The sequence below is a fragment of the Pseudomonas sp. F-14 TE3482 genome, from assembly GCF_053629455.1.
Map to the genome: position 1 here is coordinate 5,009,807 of NZ_JBRJII010000001.1, position 15,243 is coordinate 5,025,049.

Below are 15,243 nucleotides of genomic sequence, written 5' to 3' on the forward strand. Positions count from 1 at the left end.
CGCGTGAATCACACTTCCCATTCCATCATTTACAAAATCTCGGCAATCCAAAATATTGCTAATGCAGCTGATACTCTGGTGATGGAATACAAGGAAGCTGGTTTCATGCCTGACATCCCCGGAATCAATCCTGAAGAGCTTATGACAGTTGCCCAACACGAGCGTCTAACCGCTCTGGCGATTCGTAATGCTCTCAGAGCTTCAACCATCTAACACAGCAACACGCCCAACTCTATCAAGGCTCAGGGCTTAACAACTCTGAGCCTTTTCTTTTGGTCTGGGAAAAATTTCCCCCACCCCCAAATTCAAGGAGACATTCAATGTCCAAAGCAAGAGCACTACCCGACTACATCAATGCAGTCGCTGACCCAACCCTAGACAAATACGCTGCTTATCGTTTGGTAGGCTGCAAAGACATTTCTGAAATCTTCTACGACCTGAAGAAAGTCCTCAAGATTCGCCTAGGTTCTGAAGCCTACAAGTTCCGCTACTTCTGGCTTAACACATCCATCGGTATCGTTGCCGCTTTCTCTGGTGACGCAAGGGTATTGGAAATCATCGCCAATCGCCTGTGTGATCGTAGTAGCCACTTCACACGAGCTGAACAGCTTCACAGTGGCGGTGGCCCTGTTCGTTTCAAATCCTACATGCAAGAGATTGAAATGATGTACCAGCCAATCCCACGCACACGTTCTTACTCTGGCTCTGCTGTTCAAACGAAAGCTAAGCCCCGCCAAGCTCGTACAAGCTCCGCCTCCCCTAACGTCTAAGGGCTTAGCCGCAAGGCTGGCTCTCACGCCGTACAGGCTCATATAGAGCCTTCAATACAGCCGAAAGGCTCACCCACCACAGAAAGGAACCTAGGACCATGCGAAGTCTGTCAGAGATTCTAGCGGCCTGTATCCGTTGGTTTCGTAAACACTTCGGAATGTTGGTTCTTACATTTCTCATGCTCGTTCAACACTCCTGCACTGCTCAACAGATTGAGACTGTGAGACAAGAGGCTGATTACAAGATTACTCAGCAGGCTTTGCTCATTCGCAAACAGCTTCAAGACTATCAGCAGGAAACAGCAACCGTGCTACGCGATGTAAGTAGGGCTCAAGTGAATATTGGAAAGGTTAGCAACACAACGATCAATGACCATTCCCGTATGGAGATTGGAAACGTCAACGTCAAGGTAGAGGCTCCAAACTTCGGAACTCAGACCAGAACAGAACCAACTTCCATTATCTACAAGCCAAGACCAAACACCGAAAAGCCCAAAGAGGCTAAGCCTTGATTCAAGGTTGAAGAACAACACCAATACACCCCACCACAAGAGGAATCCAAGAAATGAAAAACTGCCAATGTTGCACCCGTCGTCTAGGTGCTAGCGTTATTAAAGGTAAGTTCTGCTCTGCTCCGTGCGTATTCAAGTGGAGTCTTGTGCAGACTCTAAGACCCGACGCACGCCAGACAGTGAGTTAACATGAATAGCCCTTATAGCAACTCTCATAACATCTATGACCCCCATAGCGCTCTACAAGGTGTGCTAGCAGTTCTCGGCATTCACGCTAGTGCAATCACCTTACAGGAGCGTGTACGCATCGCTATGGAGCTTATAGAAGCTCTGAATATAAGCTTTGACGCATCAGAACGCCCGCAAGAAGACACACAAGATGGAATGCCAAGGTTAACTACTCGTGAGCAATGGGCGTTGAACAAACAATCTAGGCCACCAGTTGAACCACGAGCAACACTACGGCGTGATCCTTCAGAGTCTGGATACTCGCAATACTATGACTAACAAGCTTAGCCGACTTACAGCAACCACTACCGTTCGTCGGCATTAGTATATATCTGGCATAGATATTGATTAATTGTCCCTTGGAGGGGTTTACAACTAAGGGGTCCATGGTAATATATACATGTAGGGGAACAGCAATTGTTTCTCTCTCATCGCAATACAAGCAACACCTTCTGCTACACCAAACCCCAAATGAATCAATTCACCATCCCGATGGAGGTATTTCTATGTCCGCCAAAACCTGCACTTGCCGTAATTGCGGCAAAGCTCATGCAAAGGCTCGCCCTTCTGCATTCTGCTCTAGTGCATGCCGTAAATCTTTCAACACAAAAGCCAATCCCCCAGCAATCCTGACAGGAGCTATTCAGCATGACATCCCAAACCCAAACCGTTGTTAAAACATCTGCTACACGTCGCCCGACTTGCAAACACTGTAAAAAACGTTTCACCACTTCTGTAAAGACAGCAAAGTTCTGCTCTCGTGAATGCAAACAGGCTGGCGCCAACGCCAAGGTCAGAGTTGACCCAATGGACAAGGCAATGAAGTGTGCATTCTTCTACTACCTGGCCCGTGAGTGTATGCGTGCTGGTACGCTGGAAATCCTACGGGGTCACACCGTTGAAACCCTCTCTGCTCTACACGAACTCTACAAGGCGAACATGCGTTACAACGGCTACGGCGACCGTAACGACTACGAGCTGTCTCACATTGCCCCGGTTAAAGGTCACGCCTTCATCGGTCTTCTGTTCGCTGACAACCTTATCTCTGCCCCTAAAACCTTGAACCGCTCTCACGGAACAAAATACTTTGGTCACGGTGCCTCTATCAGCCGTGCCACCCTCGACACAAAACACGCAGTGAACAAAGAGATTGAGCAAGAATCTGAAGTTGTTACTCGTGTTCTCGCCTATATCGGCAAGGCAACCATCCTAGAAACAATCAAGGCGTGCAAGATCAAGCCTACCCAACGTTGCCAGCTAACACAGTGGATCGCCAACCACTACGACGAAAGCAACCCTGAACACGTCGCAGCCCTTCCCAACGTTGAAATGATTGAAACCCTCAAGACCAAGGCACTCCAGAACATTAAGACCCTGATGACTGGTAAAGACGCTAGCGGCTACTTCGCTTGTGAAGCTTCTCGTGTTGAAGTTGTGATGTCTCGTGAACTGACCCGCCTCTCTGAAGTTCGTCCTGAACTCGCTGTCTACGCATACGCATTTGAAGACGCTATCACCTCTCAGAAGAATTCCAGTCTGTTTACCGAGCATCATGCACAGATGTTGTTTGACGTGCTGCACGGTAAGTCGATTGCTGTTATGGGCGACACACTAGAAATGGTTATCGCTGAAAACACCGCCTACAAACACATCCACTACACAAACGGTTGGGCTGAAGCCTTTGACACTTCGCTTGCTGCATTCAAAGCGTCTGTTGTTGCTCCTGTTCGTGCTGCTGTAACTATCGAAGACTTCAACATGACTCGTGGTCCTGTTGTTTCTATTCCAATGAATCAATACAGCGACACACCTTTCTGATATTGAAACAAACTAGAAGCCCTGACCTTGCGTCGGGGCTTTCTCGTATGCGAAGCAATCATAGAAAACACTGCTGCTATAGGAGAGATTCTAATCCTCTCCGCATGCCTACAAGTCACGTTTTATAAGGGCTACACCCTGTTTTAACCTGACACATTTAAGTGTGCGACATGCATTGAAAGACATTGCCATCAGAGTCGCTTCACGTTTTGGGAAGATGTACATTGGACGGCTGGTTGAATCCTTCCCAATATAGCTGCCGCAAAAATTTGAGGCGGCTGTTTCACCAAGGGTAGTCACAACTTTCTTCATGAAGTGAGCGTGTTGAATCTCAACATATTTACTGGCTGCGCCACTGGCGTACAGGGCTGCTCGTTCCTTGTTGATCATCTCAACAATTTCCAGTGATGTGGCTCCTGACGGAGCTTATGCATGGTGTTCTGCGGGCTGATCTGGGTATGCAGAAAATTCTGCTGACCCTCTTCTCCCAAAACAGACACCAGAGATTTCTATGCTCTCTCCTATACGCTGACCTGCCTTATGACTTACAGCGACTCACATGCTTTCACAAGAGCTTACATCTTACACTCATGAAACAACTCTACACCTCCTGTATTCACTGACTAAATCACCTAAATTAGTTACACACTTAGTATTGACAATACAGCATATATTCATTGACAGAAGTGCATATGCATGAGACAATAACTTGTAGTAGAGATGAAGCTTTCTAGTACACACTGAGACATTGCTTTACCCTCCTAAGTGCCCTCCCAATCGGGTTTATAGATTGGCTCCCTCATTTAAAGAATTCCATATACTGCTTTATGGAACACTGCCCGTCTGTCTGTGACGCAAACACAACAGCGGGCTCCATTCAAGGGTTGATGAACTAGATTCATCCTCTTAGCTACATATCCTACATCGCTAGAAATTTATACTAAGGGCCAGTATACGACGGCCCTTTTTCATATTCGTTTCGCCTACCTGTACACAACGTTTAATCCCTGCACACATTACATATCCTGATAATTCAAAGGAGTCTTTACCATGCCTGTTCGCCGCACTCGTGCCCGTGTTTGTGAGTGCAAATACTGCTCACGCACATTCAACACATTCTCTACACAAACCCTCTGGTGTTCTGGCTCTTGCAGATTGAGAGCATATCGCCAGAAGAAAGCAACTGAGTAATCCCGCTACAACCCTCCCCTCTCATACAAGGAAAATTTAAATGACTATCGCAATCCGCCGTTTTAACGGGGATATTCTATGGTTCGACGCAGTTGAAGGTTTTGGTGAACAATACCAAGGTCAAACCAGCAAGCACCCTCTGGGTTCTGGGGCATTCGTCACAGACCATTACGTTATTGAAAACCCACGCTTCTCTCTGAAAGCTGTTCTATCTGATGCTGACTTTAACCTTGACCGTCCACAGCTATCCGCAACTACAGAAGAATACGAAGGCTGGCAATCTGTTACTACCAAAAAGCAGTACGTGAATAACACGCCAGTTAGTAGCCCTGTGTCGATCAACAGCAGCAAGAACACATTCAAGAGCTTCCTGCCTGAATCTATTTCTCAATTCGCATCCACCAGCATTCCTGAAGTTGTTGTAACTGAACAGCCTAAAGTAAGGTCTGCTCAAGCCATTAAGATGCAAATGGTGGCAATGCAAGAACAGAAGGAAGTATTTACGCTTGTAGATTTTAATGACAGCTATATCCGTAAGAGCTGGGTGAATTGTATTTTCACTGCATTATCTTTCAATGAAGATGCTGACACAGGTGAAGGTGTATTCCCGCTCATGGAGATTGAGCAAATCACTTTCGCAGAAGTCAGAGCTATTAAAGTCCGAATTAAGAATCAGACATCTAACAAAGGACGTCAACAAACAGACGCTTCTAAGCGTGCCGCCGTCGCTAGTGATAAACCGGACACCAACCCTACCGATTACGCCTCCCAGTCTGCATCGCAACGTGTGAACTCTCAGGGTGCTCAAAGCGGAGCATCCACGCCATGATGCTTTATGAACGTGCATATGTCCTGACAATTGGAAACTATAAGACAGGGGATGGGATTCAGCTTAAGAGCGATGGATGGGACGAAGAGTCGCAGTCTTTCACTCGTGGCCTCAACATTGCCTTCTCTTTCGCTAAAGACTCTGACAACAGTCGTACAACAAACAGTGCTGAAATCTCTGTGTTCAACCTCTCTAGGGATCAACGCAAGCTTATTGATGGAGACTTCACAGAACTAACCTTAAGCGTTGGCTACAAAGACACCGGGGCTCAGCTCATGGTGCAAGGTAATGTAGTTGAAATGTCCCATGAGAAATCTGGCCCTGACTGGATTACAACAATCAAAGTAGGTGAAGCCTACAGCGCCCTTAACCACAGAAAAGTGAAGGCGTTAGTGTCTGCTGGCAAGACTATCGAAGACTGCATTGATGTTGTCCGTGAAGCAATGGGTGGAGCTATTACCAAAGGCACATACAGGGGCGATGGATTGAAGAAGCCTGTTGTCTCTGGAATGTCTCTACACGGAACACCGAAAGAACAGCTCATCCGTCTTTGCAAGGCTAATGACCTTGAATGGAACATCACAGGAAACGTCTTAAATATCACCGGTAAGAATCAGCCATCCAGTAAATCTACAGTTAATGCTACGGTGTTGAATGAGGACACTGGACTAATCAATGTTCCTTACTACACATCTGCCGAAGGCAAGAAGCTACCAAAAGATAAGACTCGTAAACGCGGCGTCAAGTTTGAAGCTCTTTTGAATACCGCTCTTGTTCCCGGCTCAATCGTCAAACTAGAAGACCCTGACATTAGTGGTTTCTTTCGCGTTAACACATCCCATTTCTCGGGTGCGTATCGTGGGGATACATGGCAAGTCGAGTGCTTCTGTTCTGAAGTCAATGCAGAGGAACTAGTCTAATGCGAGCCCCATCTAGCGAAGACACACTAAATAGTATGATCGATCAGAAGCAAGCACGGATGTTTACATCTATGCCTGCTGTTATCACAGGCGTTAACTTGGATAGCATGAGCGTTAACGTGCAACCCGCCATTAATGAACTGTATTCTGATGGTGAAGTTGAAGAGTTTCCAGAAATTCTAAGCGTTCCACTTATCATGCCGGGTAGCCGTAAAGCTCTCGTAAGTTTCCCTGTTGAGGTTGGAGACACAGTAATGCTGATCTTTGCCCAACGCTCTATGGACAACTTCAAGCTAGGCAACGGACGTCCTACGCAGCCTAACGACTATCGCAAGCACGACATGCAAGATGCTATTGCGATCCCCGGCCTATTCACTTTCGGTAACAGTGCTAACAAGCCGTCTAGTCGTAAGTGGTCACACAATACGAAAGACGTTGTGATTGTTGCCAACATCGGCGGCAATGAAGCTGAGATTCGAATTGCTGAATCTGGCGATATCACAATGAACACTGAGTTCAAAGTAAATGTAAACGCCAAAGACATCAACCTGACCGCAACCAACGCTATTGCTATCAAAGCCGCGTCTATGTCTATCGAAGTCCCAACCACTACATGGCTTGGTGATTACTCCCAGACTGGCAATTACGACCTTACAGGCGAAGCAACATTCAACGGTATTGCGTTCTCTACACACCGTCACACAGGCGTTACACCGGGTAGCGGCACATCCGCTGGCCCTATCGCTTAAACCCTCTTATATGGGCTCTCAGGAGCCCGCAACACCCTATTCAATACAAGGAACCACACTATGAACATCCGCAAACAATTGCTCACCAATCACTTCCCTGAAGAAGTAACAGAAGCAATCTTGAAGGCTGCTGAAGAGTTTCCAGCCGATCAGTTCTACGCTACGTACAAGTTCTTGATGGCAGAGAAAGCAAGCCTTACAGAGATTTACAAGAGAGCCTTACAAGAAGAGGCTCAGGCCAATGCCTCTAATAGTTTCGATCTAACAACACAAATCCTTAAAGCAAGATATGGAAAGAAGTAATGGCTAAGCCAGTCCTGACCCTGAAGAAAAAGAAGCAAGAACCAACACAAGCACCAGCTCCCGAACTAAAACAAACAATTGAAGACATTCCGGTCAATCCTCTTACAGCGATTGAAGTGGCTAGCTGGGATTACACACCAGAAGAAGAACACTTCCAACCGCGTCAACGCAAGCGACGAAAAGATAGAGAAGTTGAGCAATACCGTAAAGAGTCTAAATGGCAATGACCGTTACCTACGAATCTGAGCCTAGTCACAACACGTTCCAAGATATGAGCCTTTCCTACTACACCAAGACTTATAACGAAGACCGCCGTGTAATGCAGGCTCGAATCTTTGAGCTTGAAATCCTTCTTTCAAACCAAGCTGAAGCTTTCGACCAAGTGCTAGAGCGAATGGAATCTGTTTACACAGACATTATTCGCTCTCTCATTTCTGAATAATCCTTTGTAACGCAGTTACAGCCCCTCTCTCATATCCCAATATTCTAGGAGTCACCTTAATGGATATCAATCCAAAGACGCTAGCCTATGCTCAAAGCATTCTAGGCAATCGCACCAGCTACTACATTGGCTACCTTATTGGTAGTTGCCCAATCAGTAAGCTGATTCAAGACATTCGTAACACAATCAATAGCAAGACTCGCAACCTTGGTCGATTCAGATACTTCTGGATTCTGACAGACAAGGGCTTAGCGTTTGCTATCGGTGGTGACGCTGCCTCTGTAGCCGCTGCTAAACAATACCTGAATACAAGTGAAAGGTTTGACTGTGCTACAGCCTATGAAGGCAAGCATGGCCGCCCAATGGGCAAGGCTCTAATCAAAGCAGTTGAAACCCACGTCACTCTCCCAACTAAAAGAACTTTCGGCGGTTCTCAAGTCCCGAAAGACAGCGAGTAATCAACCATGAGTAATGAATCTATCGGCAAGTTCTTTGGTGAGCTAGGTTTCAAAGTTGACTTCACTGGCATCAATGCTTTTGAACGTCGCATGAAAGCCCTCACCGGCAAGATCAATGCAATGGGCAATCAGTTGCAAAAGGCTTTGAATGTTAAGCCAGCAATGGCTTCCCAAACTGCACAACTGAAATCTATGCAAGGTATTGCTGCCAAGATGCAGAAGGCACAGCAAGCCGCTGCAAAGTTCAATCTGGCAGCCAACCAACAAGCCGCTAAACTCGGCCTGACACAATCCAAGGTAGCCGCACAGAACGCAAAGACTCAACAGGCGTCTTCAATGCACGCTCTGAAAATGAGTCACCAGCAACTACGCAATCAGAGCGCTAACACGCAACATCTGACACAACAGCAACGGCTACAGAAGGCTACGCATCAAACACAGCTCAGCTCCATGCGTGTAAATCAGGCAATGAACGCGGCTCAAACGAAGCGTGCAATGTCTGGTGGTCTTGGTGGCCTGGCTGGCGCCAAGGCTCACGGTTTCCAGATGCCAGCTCTTGGTGGGTTTGCTGGTGCCGTGAGCGCTGCTGCTGGTGGTGCGATGGCTCTCACGGCGGCTATGGCTGCTGCTGCATTCGCAATGAAGACATTCGTTGATGCTGCTGTAACCGCTGGTCAGACACAGCAAGCCCGGATCGGTAACTTCGCTGCTATCTACGACGATGGCAAGAACAGCAAAGAACAGGTTCAAGCAAAGGGCAAACAGGCCAACTTCAGATTCCTAGGCGTTGCCGATGAACTCGGTTTGAACGCTTCTGATCTGGGTTTGGACTATGCGAAGAACGTAACCACTATGCGTGGTGTTGGTCTGGATGAAAAGCGCTCTGAAACCATGATGCACGGCTTGCTATCTTACGCCAAAGGTACAGGCATTTCTAATGACGCTCTCAAAGGCGTTACGAAGGCAATGTCTCAATCCTTGAGTAAAGGCAAACTGTCTCAAGAAGAACTTAGACAACAACTCGCAGAACACTTGCCGGGTTCTGGTGCAATCGCTGCTGAAGCCTATCAGAAGTCCACAGGCGGTAAACTCACTGGAACGGCTGCAATGGCAGCTCTTGAAGCGGCTATCACTAAAGGCGTCAAAGGTGAAGCGAACGTCAAGTTCTGGGAAGCAATGACCCAAATCATGGAACGAGACGCTAACAAAGGTGGTCGTCTTGATGTTGCTAAGAGCAATGCTGAATCCCAAACTAACCGTCGTGCAAACGTAAGTAGCCAAGTGCTGGCTAATGCCTATACATCCGATAACGGTGCAATGGGTAAAGCTCTTGCTGAAAACAGCAAAGCTCAGATTGATCTTATCTCTAAGTTGGGTCCACTCGCTGACAAACTCGCTGGCTTTGGTACGAAGGGCATTGAAGCTTCTACTGATTTGCTCCGTGGTATTGAAAGGCTCATTCCAGCTATTGAAGGCTGGTTGAATGGTGTAGACGGTGCTGGCGTTAAGCTAGAAGCTGCTATGAAGTCTGTGACCGATGGAATCAAGGTATTCACTGATGGCTTCCAAGAAACTTTCCGCTCCATTGGTATTGATAAATGGATTGAGAAAGTTGGTGGTTTGTGGGATGCAATGGTTAGACTCAATACAGCCCTAGAACCTATCAAAGCGTTGATTGGGCTCATTGCTGGTGTAGCTGCTACGTTGGCATCTATGGGGCTTCAAATCGCTCTAACGACGCTCACAGGAGCTATTAACCTCCTTGCCGATGGCATCAACTACATCGCTGGCAAAATGGGATATGTAACGCAAGCTGAGAAGGCTAATAACGCATATAACGAAGCACACCCTAACCGTCTAGTGGATGGTAGTGGACTCAAGCCTTCTGTTATGGCTCCAGTTGCTAATGATAACGTGGTGCTTTCTCAAATGGCTAACAGCCCAATCATGGGCGGACTATTGAAGCTCCATGAGAGTAAAACCTTTGAGCGTATGCAGAATGCGACCATGCCGCCTGTAGGTGTTATGCCAGCTAGCCCAGCTACTACTGCTCCTGCTGCCCCTTCTGTCACAACAGTTAACAACGACATTAAGCTTGGAGATATGAGCTTCAATATCACATCTACAGCAACTAATGCCGCTGACCTGATGAAAGAAGTAGGGCCATTGATTCAGCAACAAGTCAAAGAGGCTGCCAAGACTGGCGTTAATAATGCTCAGTCTCGCTCTGGCACTGCTGGCATTTTTGTTAACGACGTCCGCTAACAATCCATAGCCCTTGCCCTACTCACGCAGTAGGCAGGGCTTCTATTGGAGACAATTTAAATGCTATCCAAACATACAGGAATGGTGCTGACGTTTCTGTTAACTGTGCTGCTAGGTTATACACCACTTGCACAGAACGCAGCTCAATACACACCCATCCAACAACAAACAGAATTCAGGCTTGCTCTGGTTCATCAATCCCAAGCTATCGACACGAGTATTAGTGATGCTTTGGCTCTTGCAAGAGAAGCCAGAGTATTAGCAGAGCAACTATGCATTAGTTCTGTCGGTGCTGCCAACTGCCAAAGGTGAACCCATGCAACTAACACTCAAACAACTCAAGCAAGTTTTTATCGGCCTAGGTGCCGGCCTAGCTCTACTGTTCGTAGTTCATACCGTCACAGGGCTACAAGACGCACACAATCAAGTGCGTGAGATTCCTGTCCTCATTGCTCGCGTTGAAAAACTAGAGAGCGTTGTCACCGCACTAGCAGAATCTCAGATTGCCACAAAGAAGTCTCAACAAGAAGTTGTAGAGATTACAGGACAACTTCAGGAGGCTGTCTTTCTGCTAACCCGCATTGCTGGCAAGACAGTAGGAGTAGAACAAGATGATTAAACTAGACCTTAAAGGGCTCTACTCTTTGAAGAAGAGGTTGATAGCTCTTGAGAAACGAGACGTGAAAGTTGGGTTCTTTGATGATGTATACGACGATGGTATGTCAGTTGCTCAAGTGGCAATGCTGAACAACTACGGTACACACGACATCCCGGAACGCCCATTCATGGAAGACACATTCTTGAACAAGCTCAACAAGGCACGCATTAAAGCAGCGTTGAAGGACGTATTCAAATCCGTAGCCAAGGCTAACGGTGCTTCCCAGAATGCTCTCAATAAGCTAGGTGACACACTCACTGAAATCATGAAAACAACTATTGATGATTACCCGGGACACAACAGCAAATCCACTATCGCACGCAAAGGCTTTGATGATCCTCTTTACGACACAGGCAAGATGCTTGCTTCTGTCAAGTTTGTCATTGATTCATCCAAACAACTAACGTCATAACACAAGGAACTAAACAGTGAACCGAAATTTCTACCGTGGATACACAGTAAATCCTGACGCAACCCCATTCGGATATATCCCGCCCTTCAGCAACCTGAGCATTGCAATCAACTTCACAGCTTGTCGTTCTCTGCAATCCCGTCAAGGCGACATCATCACACAGCTTGAGAATCATCTAGTCACCACACATCTAAGTGTGCTTGGTGGTGCTGGCTGGTTTGGCCCTCTGGCTATTGAAGCTCAGGCATTCCTAGACACGATTGCCCCCAGTGCAATACTCACTTCCATCTTTAACGATGGCTACGTTAAATAACACAGGAGATTAATAGTGCATTACATCCCAACTCCGGAGAAGGCTGTAGCTTATGAAGCTCTGAGTCTTCAGGAAGATCATATTGAAGCTTGTGGACATTACATCGCCAAGACATACGGCATTGACTACGTGCTAGCGTTTCCTAACACCACACGTAAGTTGTTCGATCTTGTGTTGAGCGGCTTCAATGAAGAGCAATCTCAGATGCAGCTCTATGCCTGCTTTGGTTTCCCACTCCCTGTAAAGGTGGCTGAAGTTGCTCCAGCTCCAAAGCCTAGAGCCAAACGCAAAGCCTAACCAACATCGAACACATCAACGAACATTTTCAAGAGGATTCACATAATGAGAATCAACACATGTGAGCACTGTCTGAAAGTGTTCGCTGCTAACAGATTCAAACGTCTATGCAAGCCTTCATGCATTCCCCTAGAAGCTCTTACAAGCCCGCAGGAGACGCTAGAAGCCTTCCATATAGGCAATGGCAACACTCGCACTTTGAAGCCCGTGCAATCACCTTACAGCAGCTTCTGTGCATATAGAATTCAGACACTTTCATCCTGTCCCTGTCTGAATACGAGAAAGCCCCGACATCTATAACGATGGCCGGGGCTTTGTTGTCTCCGCTGCAATCACTTCACCTCTAAGAACACCCACCCTCCGTTCTCATATCGAGCGGCATTCTCTACAACATACCCCTTTCCCTTCGCGGTAAGTTCAACACTATTACCTAAATAATAGTTTCTATGAATTTGCACAAAATCATTCTCAAAGAGCTGATTGACTGCATGATCCACAGTCAATTTATCAAGCCCGATTGATGCGTGTATCACTTTCAAACTTACAGATTCTTGTACATCATCGGCATTCGCAAGAAAGGCTAACACCTTCTTCTGCTCATCCGTCGTTTCACGAAACGACTCAGGTGCAAGTCTGCTGGATATTGAGAAGGGTAAAGGCTCCGCAGGCGTCACTTTTACTCTCTCAAGCTTCTGATTTGTTGCAATCACGACAGCTCGAAGTACGACGCCAGCGATTACCAATGCAGCGACGATTACCAGCCAAAGCTGAACTCCTACAGGAGCTACCAACATCGCTGGAATATTCGAGAGATATTTGATAACTCCTTGGACAAAAGCAGTCTCCCAATACTTATCTAAAGCTACCGTGAAGACCGCCAGTAACAGCGCCCCGGTAATTTTCCAGAATTTACCGCTCATTACCACCGCCCCGACTCTGCCCGCGTTTGGAGCTGAGTATATCGACTCGCCTGCACAGTGACCACGCAAAGGAATCACCCTCCCTTCTAGGGTACAAAGTAATCCGCTCTAAATCGCTGAGAGCCGTAGCCCGTAAGGGCTAGAGGGTGTTTTCGTCTGACATATTTCACTAGGTAAGCGTGAGCTTACAGCTTGATCCCCTCTGAACTACGTTCAAGGCTTAGCACGGGGTAAGGCGTGAGCCTTGAGAGCATCCGTCTTGAGCTTTTCCCTCTTGAAGTAGGTATCACAATTAATTAATAAATTGGTTATCAGATTCAAAGGGGATTCACTATACGACCGTAGGTCAAGAGGTATTCACTCTGTGTCGGCAACGACACATTAATAGCCATAGAACGATAGATAACAGCTTCTAGAAACTCCTGATTACCATCAATCAACTACCTGTAAACCGTAGGTTTGATAGAACAACCTTGTGACTAAGTAAATCCCAATATATGGGACTCTAATAAGTATCAACATCATATTCCATAAGGGTTTGAATAGGATAAATGCGAGACAACTACTGACATCACTCAGATAGCAAGAATGCATGTAATACAGCTCTCTCTCCTTTTCACCTGTTGTTTACCCTGACTGGTTAAGCAAGTGCTTTTATCACAGTCAACACATATTTTCACTTTTTCATAAAATGTGTATTTGATGTCAAGGCGAGTCGCATAGGTCAAGGGATATTACATACATCCGACAAATGGTTATTGAAGCACGCCAGTAGCCCTTTCAGGTCTTTAGACCAGTCCCTTCAATATGCTGTCTCGCACTCGCTCTAGGGGAGATTCTAATCCCCGCATTTGAGCTACAGCCCTTATGCTACGTGGCGTAGAGGGGTATTCCAGATGACATAATTCGCACCTTACAGTGCTTCAGGCTGGACTTGGTGAAAGTAAAGGTATTGACGGTGTGTGCAATGTCTGAATGTGAATACTCAACACACAACCCATAACATTGTATAGACGGACGTCGCAGTGTGTTATGACTTCATGTAGAATACTTTCACACACAACGTTATGAAGGACTCACTCATGAAGCTTGTAGCCTACTACCGTGTTTCTACTCGTGCTCAAGGTGAGAGTGGTCTAGGTCTTGAAGCACAGAAGGCTTATGTAGAGACAGCCTGCAAGACTCATGGTTGGGAAGTGGTGGCTGAGTACATTGAGACTGTAAGCGGCTCCATCGTTCCCCTAGAGCGTCCTGAGTGTGCTAAGGCACTGGCTCATGGCTTGCCTATCATAGTAGCTAAGCTGGATCGCCTATCTCGTGACGTTGAACACATCGCATCCTTGATGAAACGTGTGTCTCTCAAGGTGGCGACCATGCCCCAAGCTGACAACTTCCAACTTCACTTGTTTGCAGCTCTGGCTGAGCAGGAACGAGCCTTCATTTCCCAGCGTACCAAGGAGGCTCTACAGGCTCTCAAGGAACGTGCTAACGCTGGATGTGAGGTGAGTATTCAGAAGATCGCTAATCGTTCTGCTGTGAAGCCTGAAGGCTCTAAGAACCTGGCCCTAGCTACAGCTCGTGCAGCACGTAGTGATAAGGCCAACGCCTTTGCCGTGACAGTAGAAGCAACCATTGCCCTTGCTCAGTCCAAGGGACATAGCACACTCAATGCACTTGCTCAGTTCATGAATGATCGTAAGGTCTTCACAGCCCAAGGTGGAGAGTGGTCTTCTATGCAGGTGAGCCGCGTTCTGAAGCGTTTAAACGTTGATGCTGCATGAGAGAGCATCTTTGAACTAACACGACTCCTGCAAGCTCTCAGGGCGGCCTAGTGTTATTTCTGTTTCCCGCAGCTTTTATATTTGGCCCCTTCTGTCTTGCTAAGTGAGTGTAGCCAGAAAGCCGTTTCCAGAATGACCCCCACAGTCCAGACGATTCTGAGGATGGGCCACCCCCCCCCCTCTGTGTGAAAGTGTCCATAAAAAATTTGGGCGACTGGGGAATCCTCTCAGGAACGCTCTACAGGCAACGCCATACATTATTTTCCCCAGTCACTGCATAGAACAGTGTCGAGCTGTAAGGTCTGAAAATCCGGCGACTGGGGAATGGCTACGGCGATGGTGATGTAAAAGCTAGGTCACCGGGATGTCGGTGCCCT

Annotated in this window: 20 protein-coding genes; 18 read left to right on the forward strand and 2 right to left on the reverse strand. The window is 47.0% G+C overall.

The annotated features are described in order from the left end of the window. Positions 1–3: 3 nt before the first annotated feature. From AB7M26_RS22515 to AB7M26_RS22530, 4 genes are all read left to right on the forward strand, one after another. The gene (locus AB7M26_RS22515; RefSeq protein WP_429386251.1) at positions 4–213 is read left to right on the forward strand and encodes a hypothetical protein; all 210 of its coding nucleotides are present in this window, start codon (positions 4–6) and stop codon (positions 211–213) included. A gap of 107 nt (positions 214–320) precedes the next feature. Further along, positions 321–770 carry a hypothetical protein gene (locus tag AB7M26_RS22520; protein WP_429386254.1) on the forward strand — a complete coding sequence of 150 codons (450 nt, stop codon included), beginning with the start codon at positions 321–323 and terminating at the stop codon, positions 768–770. Between the two features lie 98 nt (positions 771–868). Next, positions 869–1,282 carry a hypothetical protein gene (locus AB7M26_RS22525; protein ID WP_454238992.1) on the forward strand — a complete coding sequence of 138 codons (414 nt, stop codon included), beginning with the start codon at positions 869–871 and terminating at the stop codon, positions 1,280–1,282. Between the two features lie 876 nt (positions 1,283–2,158). Then, complete coding sequence (locus AB7M26_RS22530) at positions 2,159–3,328, forward strand: hypothetical protein (protein ID WP_429386259.1); 1,170 nt, start codon at positions 2,159–2,161, stop codon at positions 3,326–3,328. 108 nt (positions 3,329–3,436) lie between these two features. On the opposite strand, the gene AB7M26_RS22535 is transcribed toward AB7M26_RS22530, so the two are convergent. Continuing rightward, positions 3,437–3,718 (reverse strand): hypothetical protein, encoded by a 282-nt coding sequence (locus AB7M26_RS22535; protein WP_429386262.1) that lies wholly within the window; start codon positions 3,716–3,718, stop codon positions 3,437–3,439. 841 nt (positions 3,719–4,559) lie between these two features. Between AB7M26_RS22535 and AB7M26_RS22540 the strand changes: the two genes are divergently transcribed. Genes AB7M26_RS22540 through AB7M26_RS22600 form a run of 13 tightly spaced genes read left to right on the forward strand, consistent with a single transcriptional unit; the run spans position 4,560 to position 12,165 of the window. After that, a complete protein-coding gene (locus tag AB7M26_RS22540; RefSeq protein ID WP_429386265.1) occupies positions 4,560–5,348 on the forward strand; it encodes a phage baseplate protein in 789 nt (262 codons plus the stop codon). Beyond that, positions 5,345–6,268 (forward strand): hypothetical protein, encoded by a 924-nt coding sequence (locus AB7M26_RS22545; protein WP_429386267.1) that lies wholly within the window; start codon positions 5,345–5,347, stop codon positions 6,266–6,268. The genes AB7M26_RS22540 and AB7M26_RS22545 overlap by 4 nt, the downstream gene beginning before the upstream one ends. A 35-nt stretch (positions 6,269–6,303) precedes the next feature. Beyond that, positions 6,304–7,017: a Gp138 family membrane-puncturing spike protein gene (locus AB7M26_RS22550; protein ID WP_429386270.1), complete on the forward strand. Its 714-nt coding sequence runs from the start codon at positions 6,304–6,306 to the stop codon at positions 7,015–7,017. A 60-nt stretch (positions 7,018–7,077) separates the two neighbouring features. After that, entirely contained in the window at positions 7,078–7,320 is a 243-nt protein-coding gene (locus AB7M26_RS22555; RefSeq protein ID WP_429386271.1) for a hypothetical protein, read from the forward strand. Beyond that, on the forward strand, positions 7,320–7,547 hold the full coding sequence (locus AB7M26_RS22560; protein ID WP_429386274.1) for a hypothetical protein: 228 nt from the start codon (positions 7,320–7,322) through the stop codon (positions 7,545–7,547). Before AB7M26_RS22555 ends, AB7M26_RS22560 begins: the two co-directional genes overlap by 1 nt. Then, the gene (locus AB7M26_RS22565; protein ID WP_429386277.1) at positions 7,538–7,762 is read left to right on the forward strand and encodes a hypothetical protein; all 225 of its coding nucleotides are present in this window, start codon (positions 7,538–7,540) and stop codon (positions 7,760–7,762) included. Before AB7M26_RS22560 ends, AB7M26_RS22565 begins: the two co-directional genes overlap by 10 nt. Positions 7,763–7,821: 59 nt before the next feature. Continuing rightward, entirely contained in the window at positions 7,822–8,220 is a 399-nt protein-coding gene (locus tag AB7M26_RS22570; RefSeq protein WP_429386279.1) for a hypothetical protein, read from the forward strand. A 6-nt stretch (positions 8,221–8,226) separates the two neighbouring features. Next, positions 8,227–10,485, forward strand: a complete 2,259-nt coding sequence (locus AB7M26_RS22575) for a PspA/IM30 family protein (protein WP_429386282.1) — start codon at positions 8,227–8,229, stop codon at positions 10,483–10,485. 60 nt (positions 10,486–10,545) lie between these two features. Beyond that, positions 10,546–10,797, forward strand: coding sequence for a hypothetical protein (locus AB7M26_RS22580; protein ID WP_429386285.1), 252 nt, complete (start codon positions 10,546–10,548; stop codon positions 10,795–10,797). 4 nt (positions 10,798–10,801) lie between these two features. Next, on the forward strand, positions 10,802–11,104 hold the full coding sequence (locus AB7M26_RS22585; RefSeq protein ID WP_429386288.1) for a hypothetical protein: 303 nt from the start codon (positions 10,802–10,804) through the stop codon (positions 11,102–11,104). After that, the gene (locus tag AB7M26_RS22590; RefSeq protein ID WP_429386290.1) at positions 11,097–11,555 is read left to right on the forward strand and encodes a hypothetical protein; all 459 of its coding nucleotides are present in this window, start codon (positions 11,097–11,099) and stop codon (positions 11,553–11,555) included. Before AB7M26_RS22585 ends, AB7M26_RS22590 begins: the two co-directional genes overlap by 8 nt. Positions 11,556–11,571: 16 nt before the next feature. Continuing rightward, positions 11,572–11,868, forward strand: a complete 297-nt coding sequence (locus AB7M26_RS22595) for a hypothetical protein (protein ID WP_429386292.1) — start codon at positions 11,572–11,574, stop codon at positions 11,866–11,868. Between the two features lie 15 nt (positions 11,869–11,883). Beyond that, on the forward strand, positions 11,884–12,165 hold the full coding sequence (locus AB7M26_RS22600; protein ID WP_429386294.1) for a hypothetical protein: 282 nt from the start codon (positions 11,884–11,886) through the stop codon (positions 12,163–12,165). A 332-nt stretch (positions 12,166–12,497) separates the two neighbouring features. On the opposite strand, the gene AB7M26_RS22605 is transcribed toward AB7M26_RS22600, so the two are convergent. Then, positions 12,498–13,085 carry a hypothetical protein gene (locus AB7M26_RS22605; RefSeq protein WP_429386297.1) on the reverse strand — a complete coding sequence of 196 codons (588 nt, stop codon included), beginning with the start codon at positions 13,083–13,085 and terminating at the stop codon, positions 12,498–12,500. Between the two features lie 1,082 nt (positions 13,086–14,167). On the opposite strand from AB7M26_RS22605, the gene AB7M26_RS22610 reads away from it, so the two are divergent. After that, positions 14,168–14,866 (forward strand): recombinase family protein, encoded by a 699-nt coding sequence (locus AB7M26_RS22610; protein ID WP_429386299.1) that lies wholly within the window; start codon positions 14,168–14,170, stop codon positions 14,864–14,866. Positions 14,867–15,243 lie beyond the last annotated feature (377 nt).

Coding starts and splice junctions, on each gene's coding strand:
- AB7M26_RS22520 (WP_429386254.1), top strand. CDS start 321: ATGTCCAAAGCAAGAGCACTACCCGACTACATCAATGCAGTCGCTGAC.
- AB7M26_RS22525 (WP_454238992.1), top strand. CDS start 869: ATGCGAAGTCTGTCAGAGATTCTAGCGGCCTGTATCCGTTGGTTTCGT.
- AB7M26_RS22530 (WP_429386259.1), top strand. CDS start 2,159: ATGACATCCCAAACCCAAACCGTTGTTAAAACATCTGCTACACGTCGC.
- AB7M26_RS22535 (WP_429386262.1), bottom strand. CDS start 3,718: ATGATCAACAAGGAACGAGCAGCCCTGTACGCCAGTGGCGCAGCCAGT.
- AB7M26_RS22540 (WP_429386265.1), top strand. CDS start 4,560: ATGACTATCGCAATCCGCCGTTTTAACGGGGATATTCTATGGTTCGAC.
- AB7M26_RS22545 (WP_429386267.1), top strand. CDS start 5,345: ATGATGCTTTATGAACGTGCATATGTCCTGACAATTGGAAACTATAAG.
- AB7M26_RS22550 (WP_429386270.1), top strand. CDS start 6,304: ATGATCGATCAGAAGCAAGCACGGATGTTTACATCTATGCCTGCTGTT.
- AB7M26_RS22555 (WP_429386271.1), top strand. CDS start 7,078: ATGAACATCCGCAAACAATTGCTCACCAATCACTTCCCTGAAGAAGTA.
- AB7M26_RS22560 (WP_429386274.1), top strand. CDS start 7,320: ATGGCTAAGCCAGTCCTGACCCTGAAGAAAAAGAAGCAAGAACCAACA.
- AB7M26_RS22565 (WP_429386277.1), top strand. CDS start 7,538: ATGGCAATGACCGTTACCTACGAATCTGAGCCTAGTCACAACACGTTC.
- AB7M26_RS22570 (WP_429386279.1), top strand. CDS start 7,822: ATGGATATCAATCCAAAGACGCTAGCCTATGCTCAAAGCATTCTAGGC.
- AB7M26_RS22575 (WP_429386282.1), top strand. CDS start 8,227: ATGAGTAATGAATCTATCGGCAAGTTCTTTGGTGAGCTAGGTTTCAAA.
- AB7M26_RS22580 (WP_429386285.1), top strand. CDS start 10,546: ATGCTATCCAAACATACAGGAATGGTGCTGACGTTTCTGTTAACTGTG.
- AB7M26_RS22585 (WP_429386288.1), top strand. CDS start 10,802: ATGCAACTAACACTCAAACAACTCAAGCAAGTTTTTATCGGCCTAGGT.
- AB7M26_RS22590 (WP_429386290.1), top strand. CDS start 11,097: ATGATTAAACTAGACCTTAAAGGGCTCTACTCTTTGAAGAAGAGGTTG.
- AB7M26_RS22605 (WP_429386297.1), bottom strand. CDS start 13,085: ATGAGCGGTAAATTCTGGAAAATTACCGGGGCGCTGTTACTGGCGGTC.
- AB7M26_RS22610 (WP_429386299.1), top strand. CDS start 14,168: ATGAAGCTTGTAGCCTACTACCGTGTTTCTACTCGTGCTCAAGGTGAG.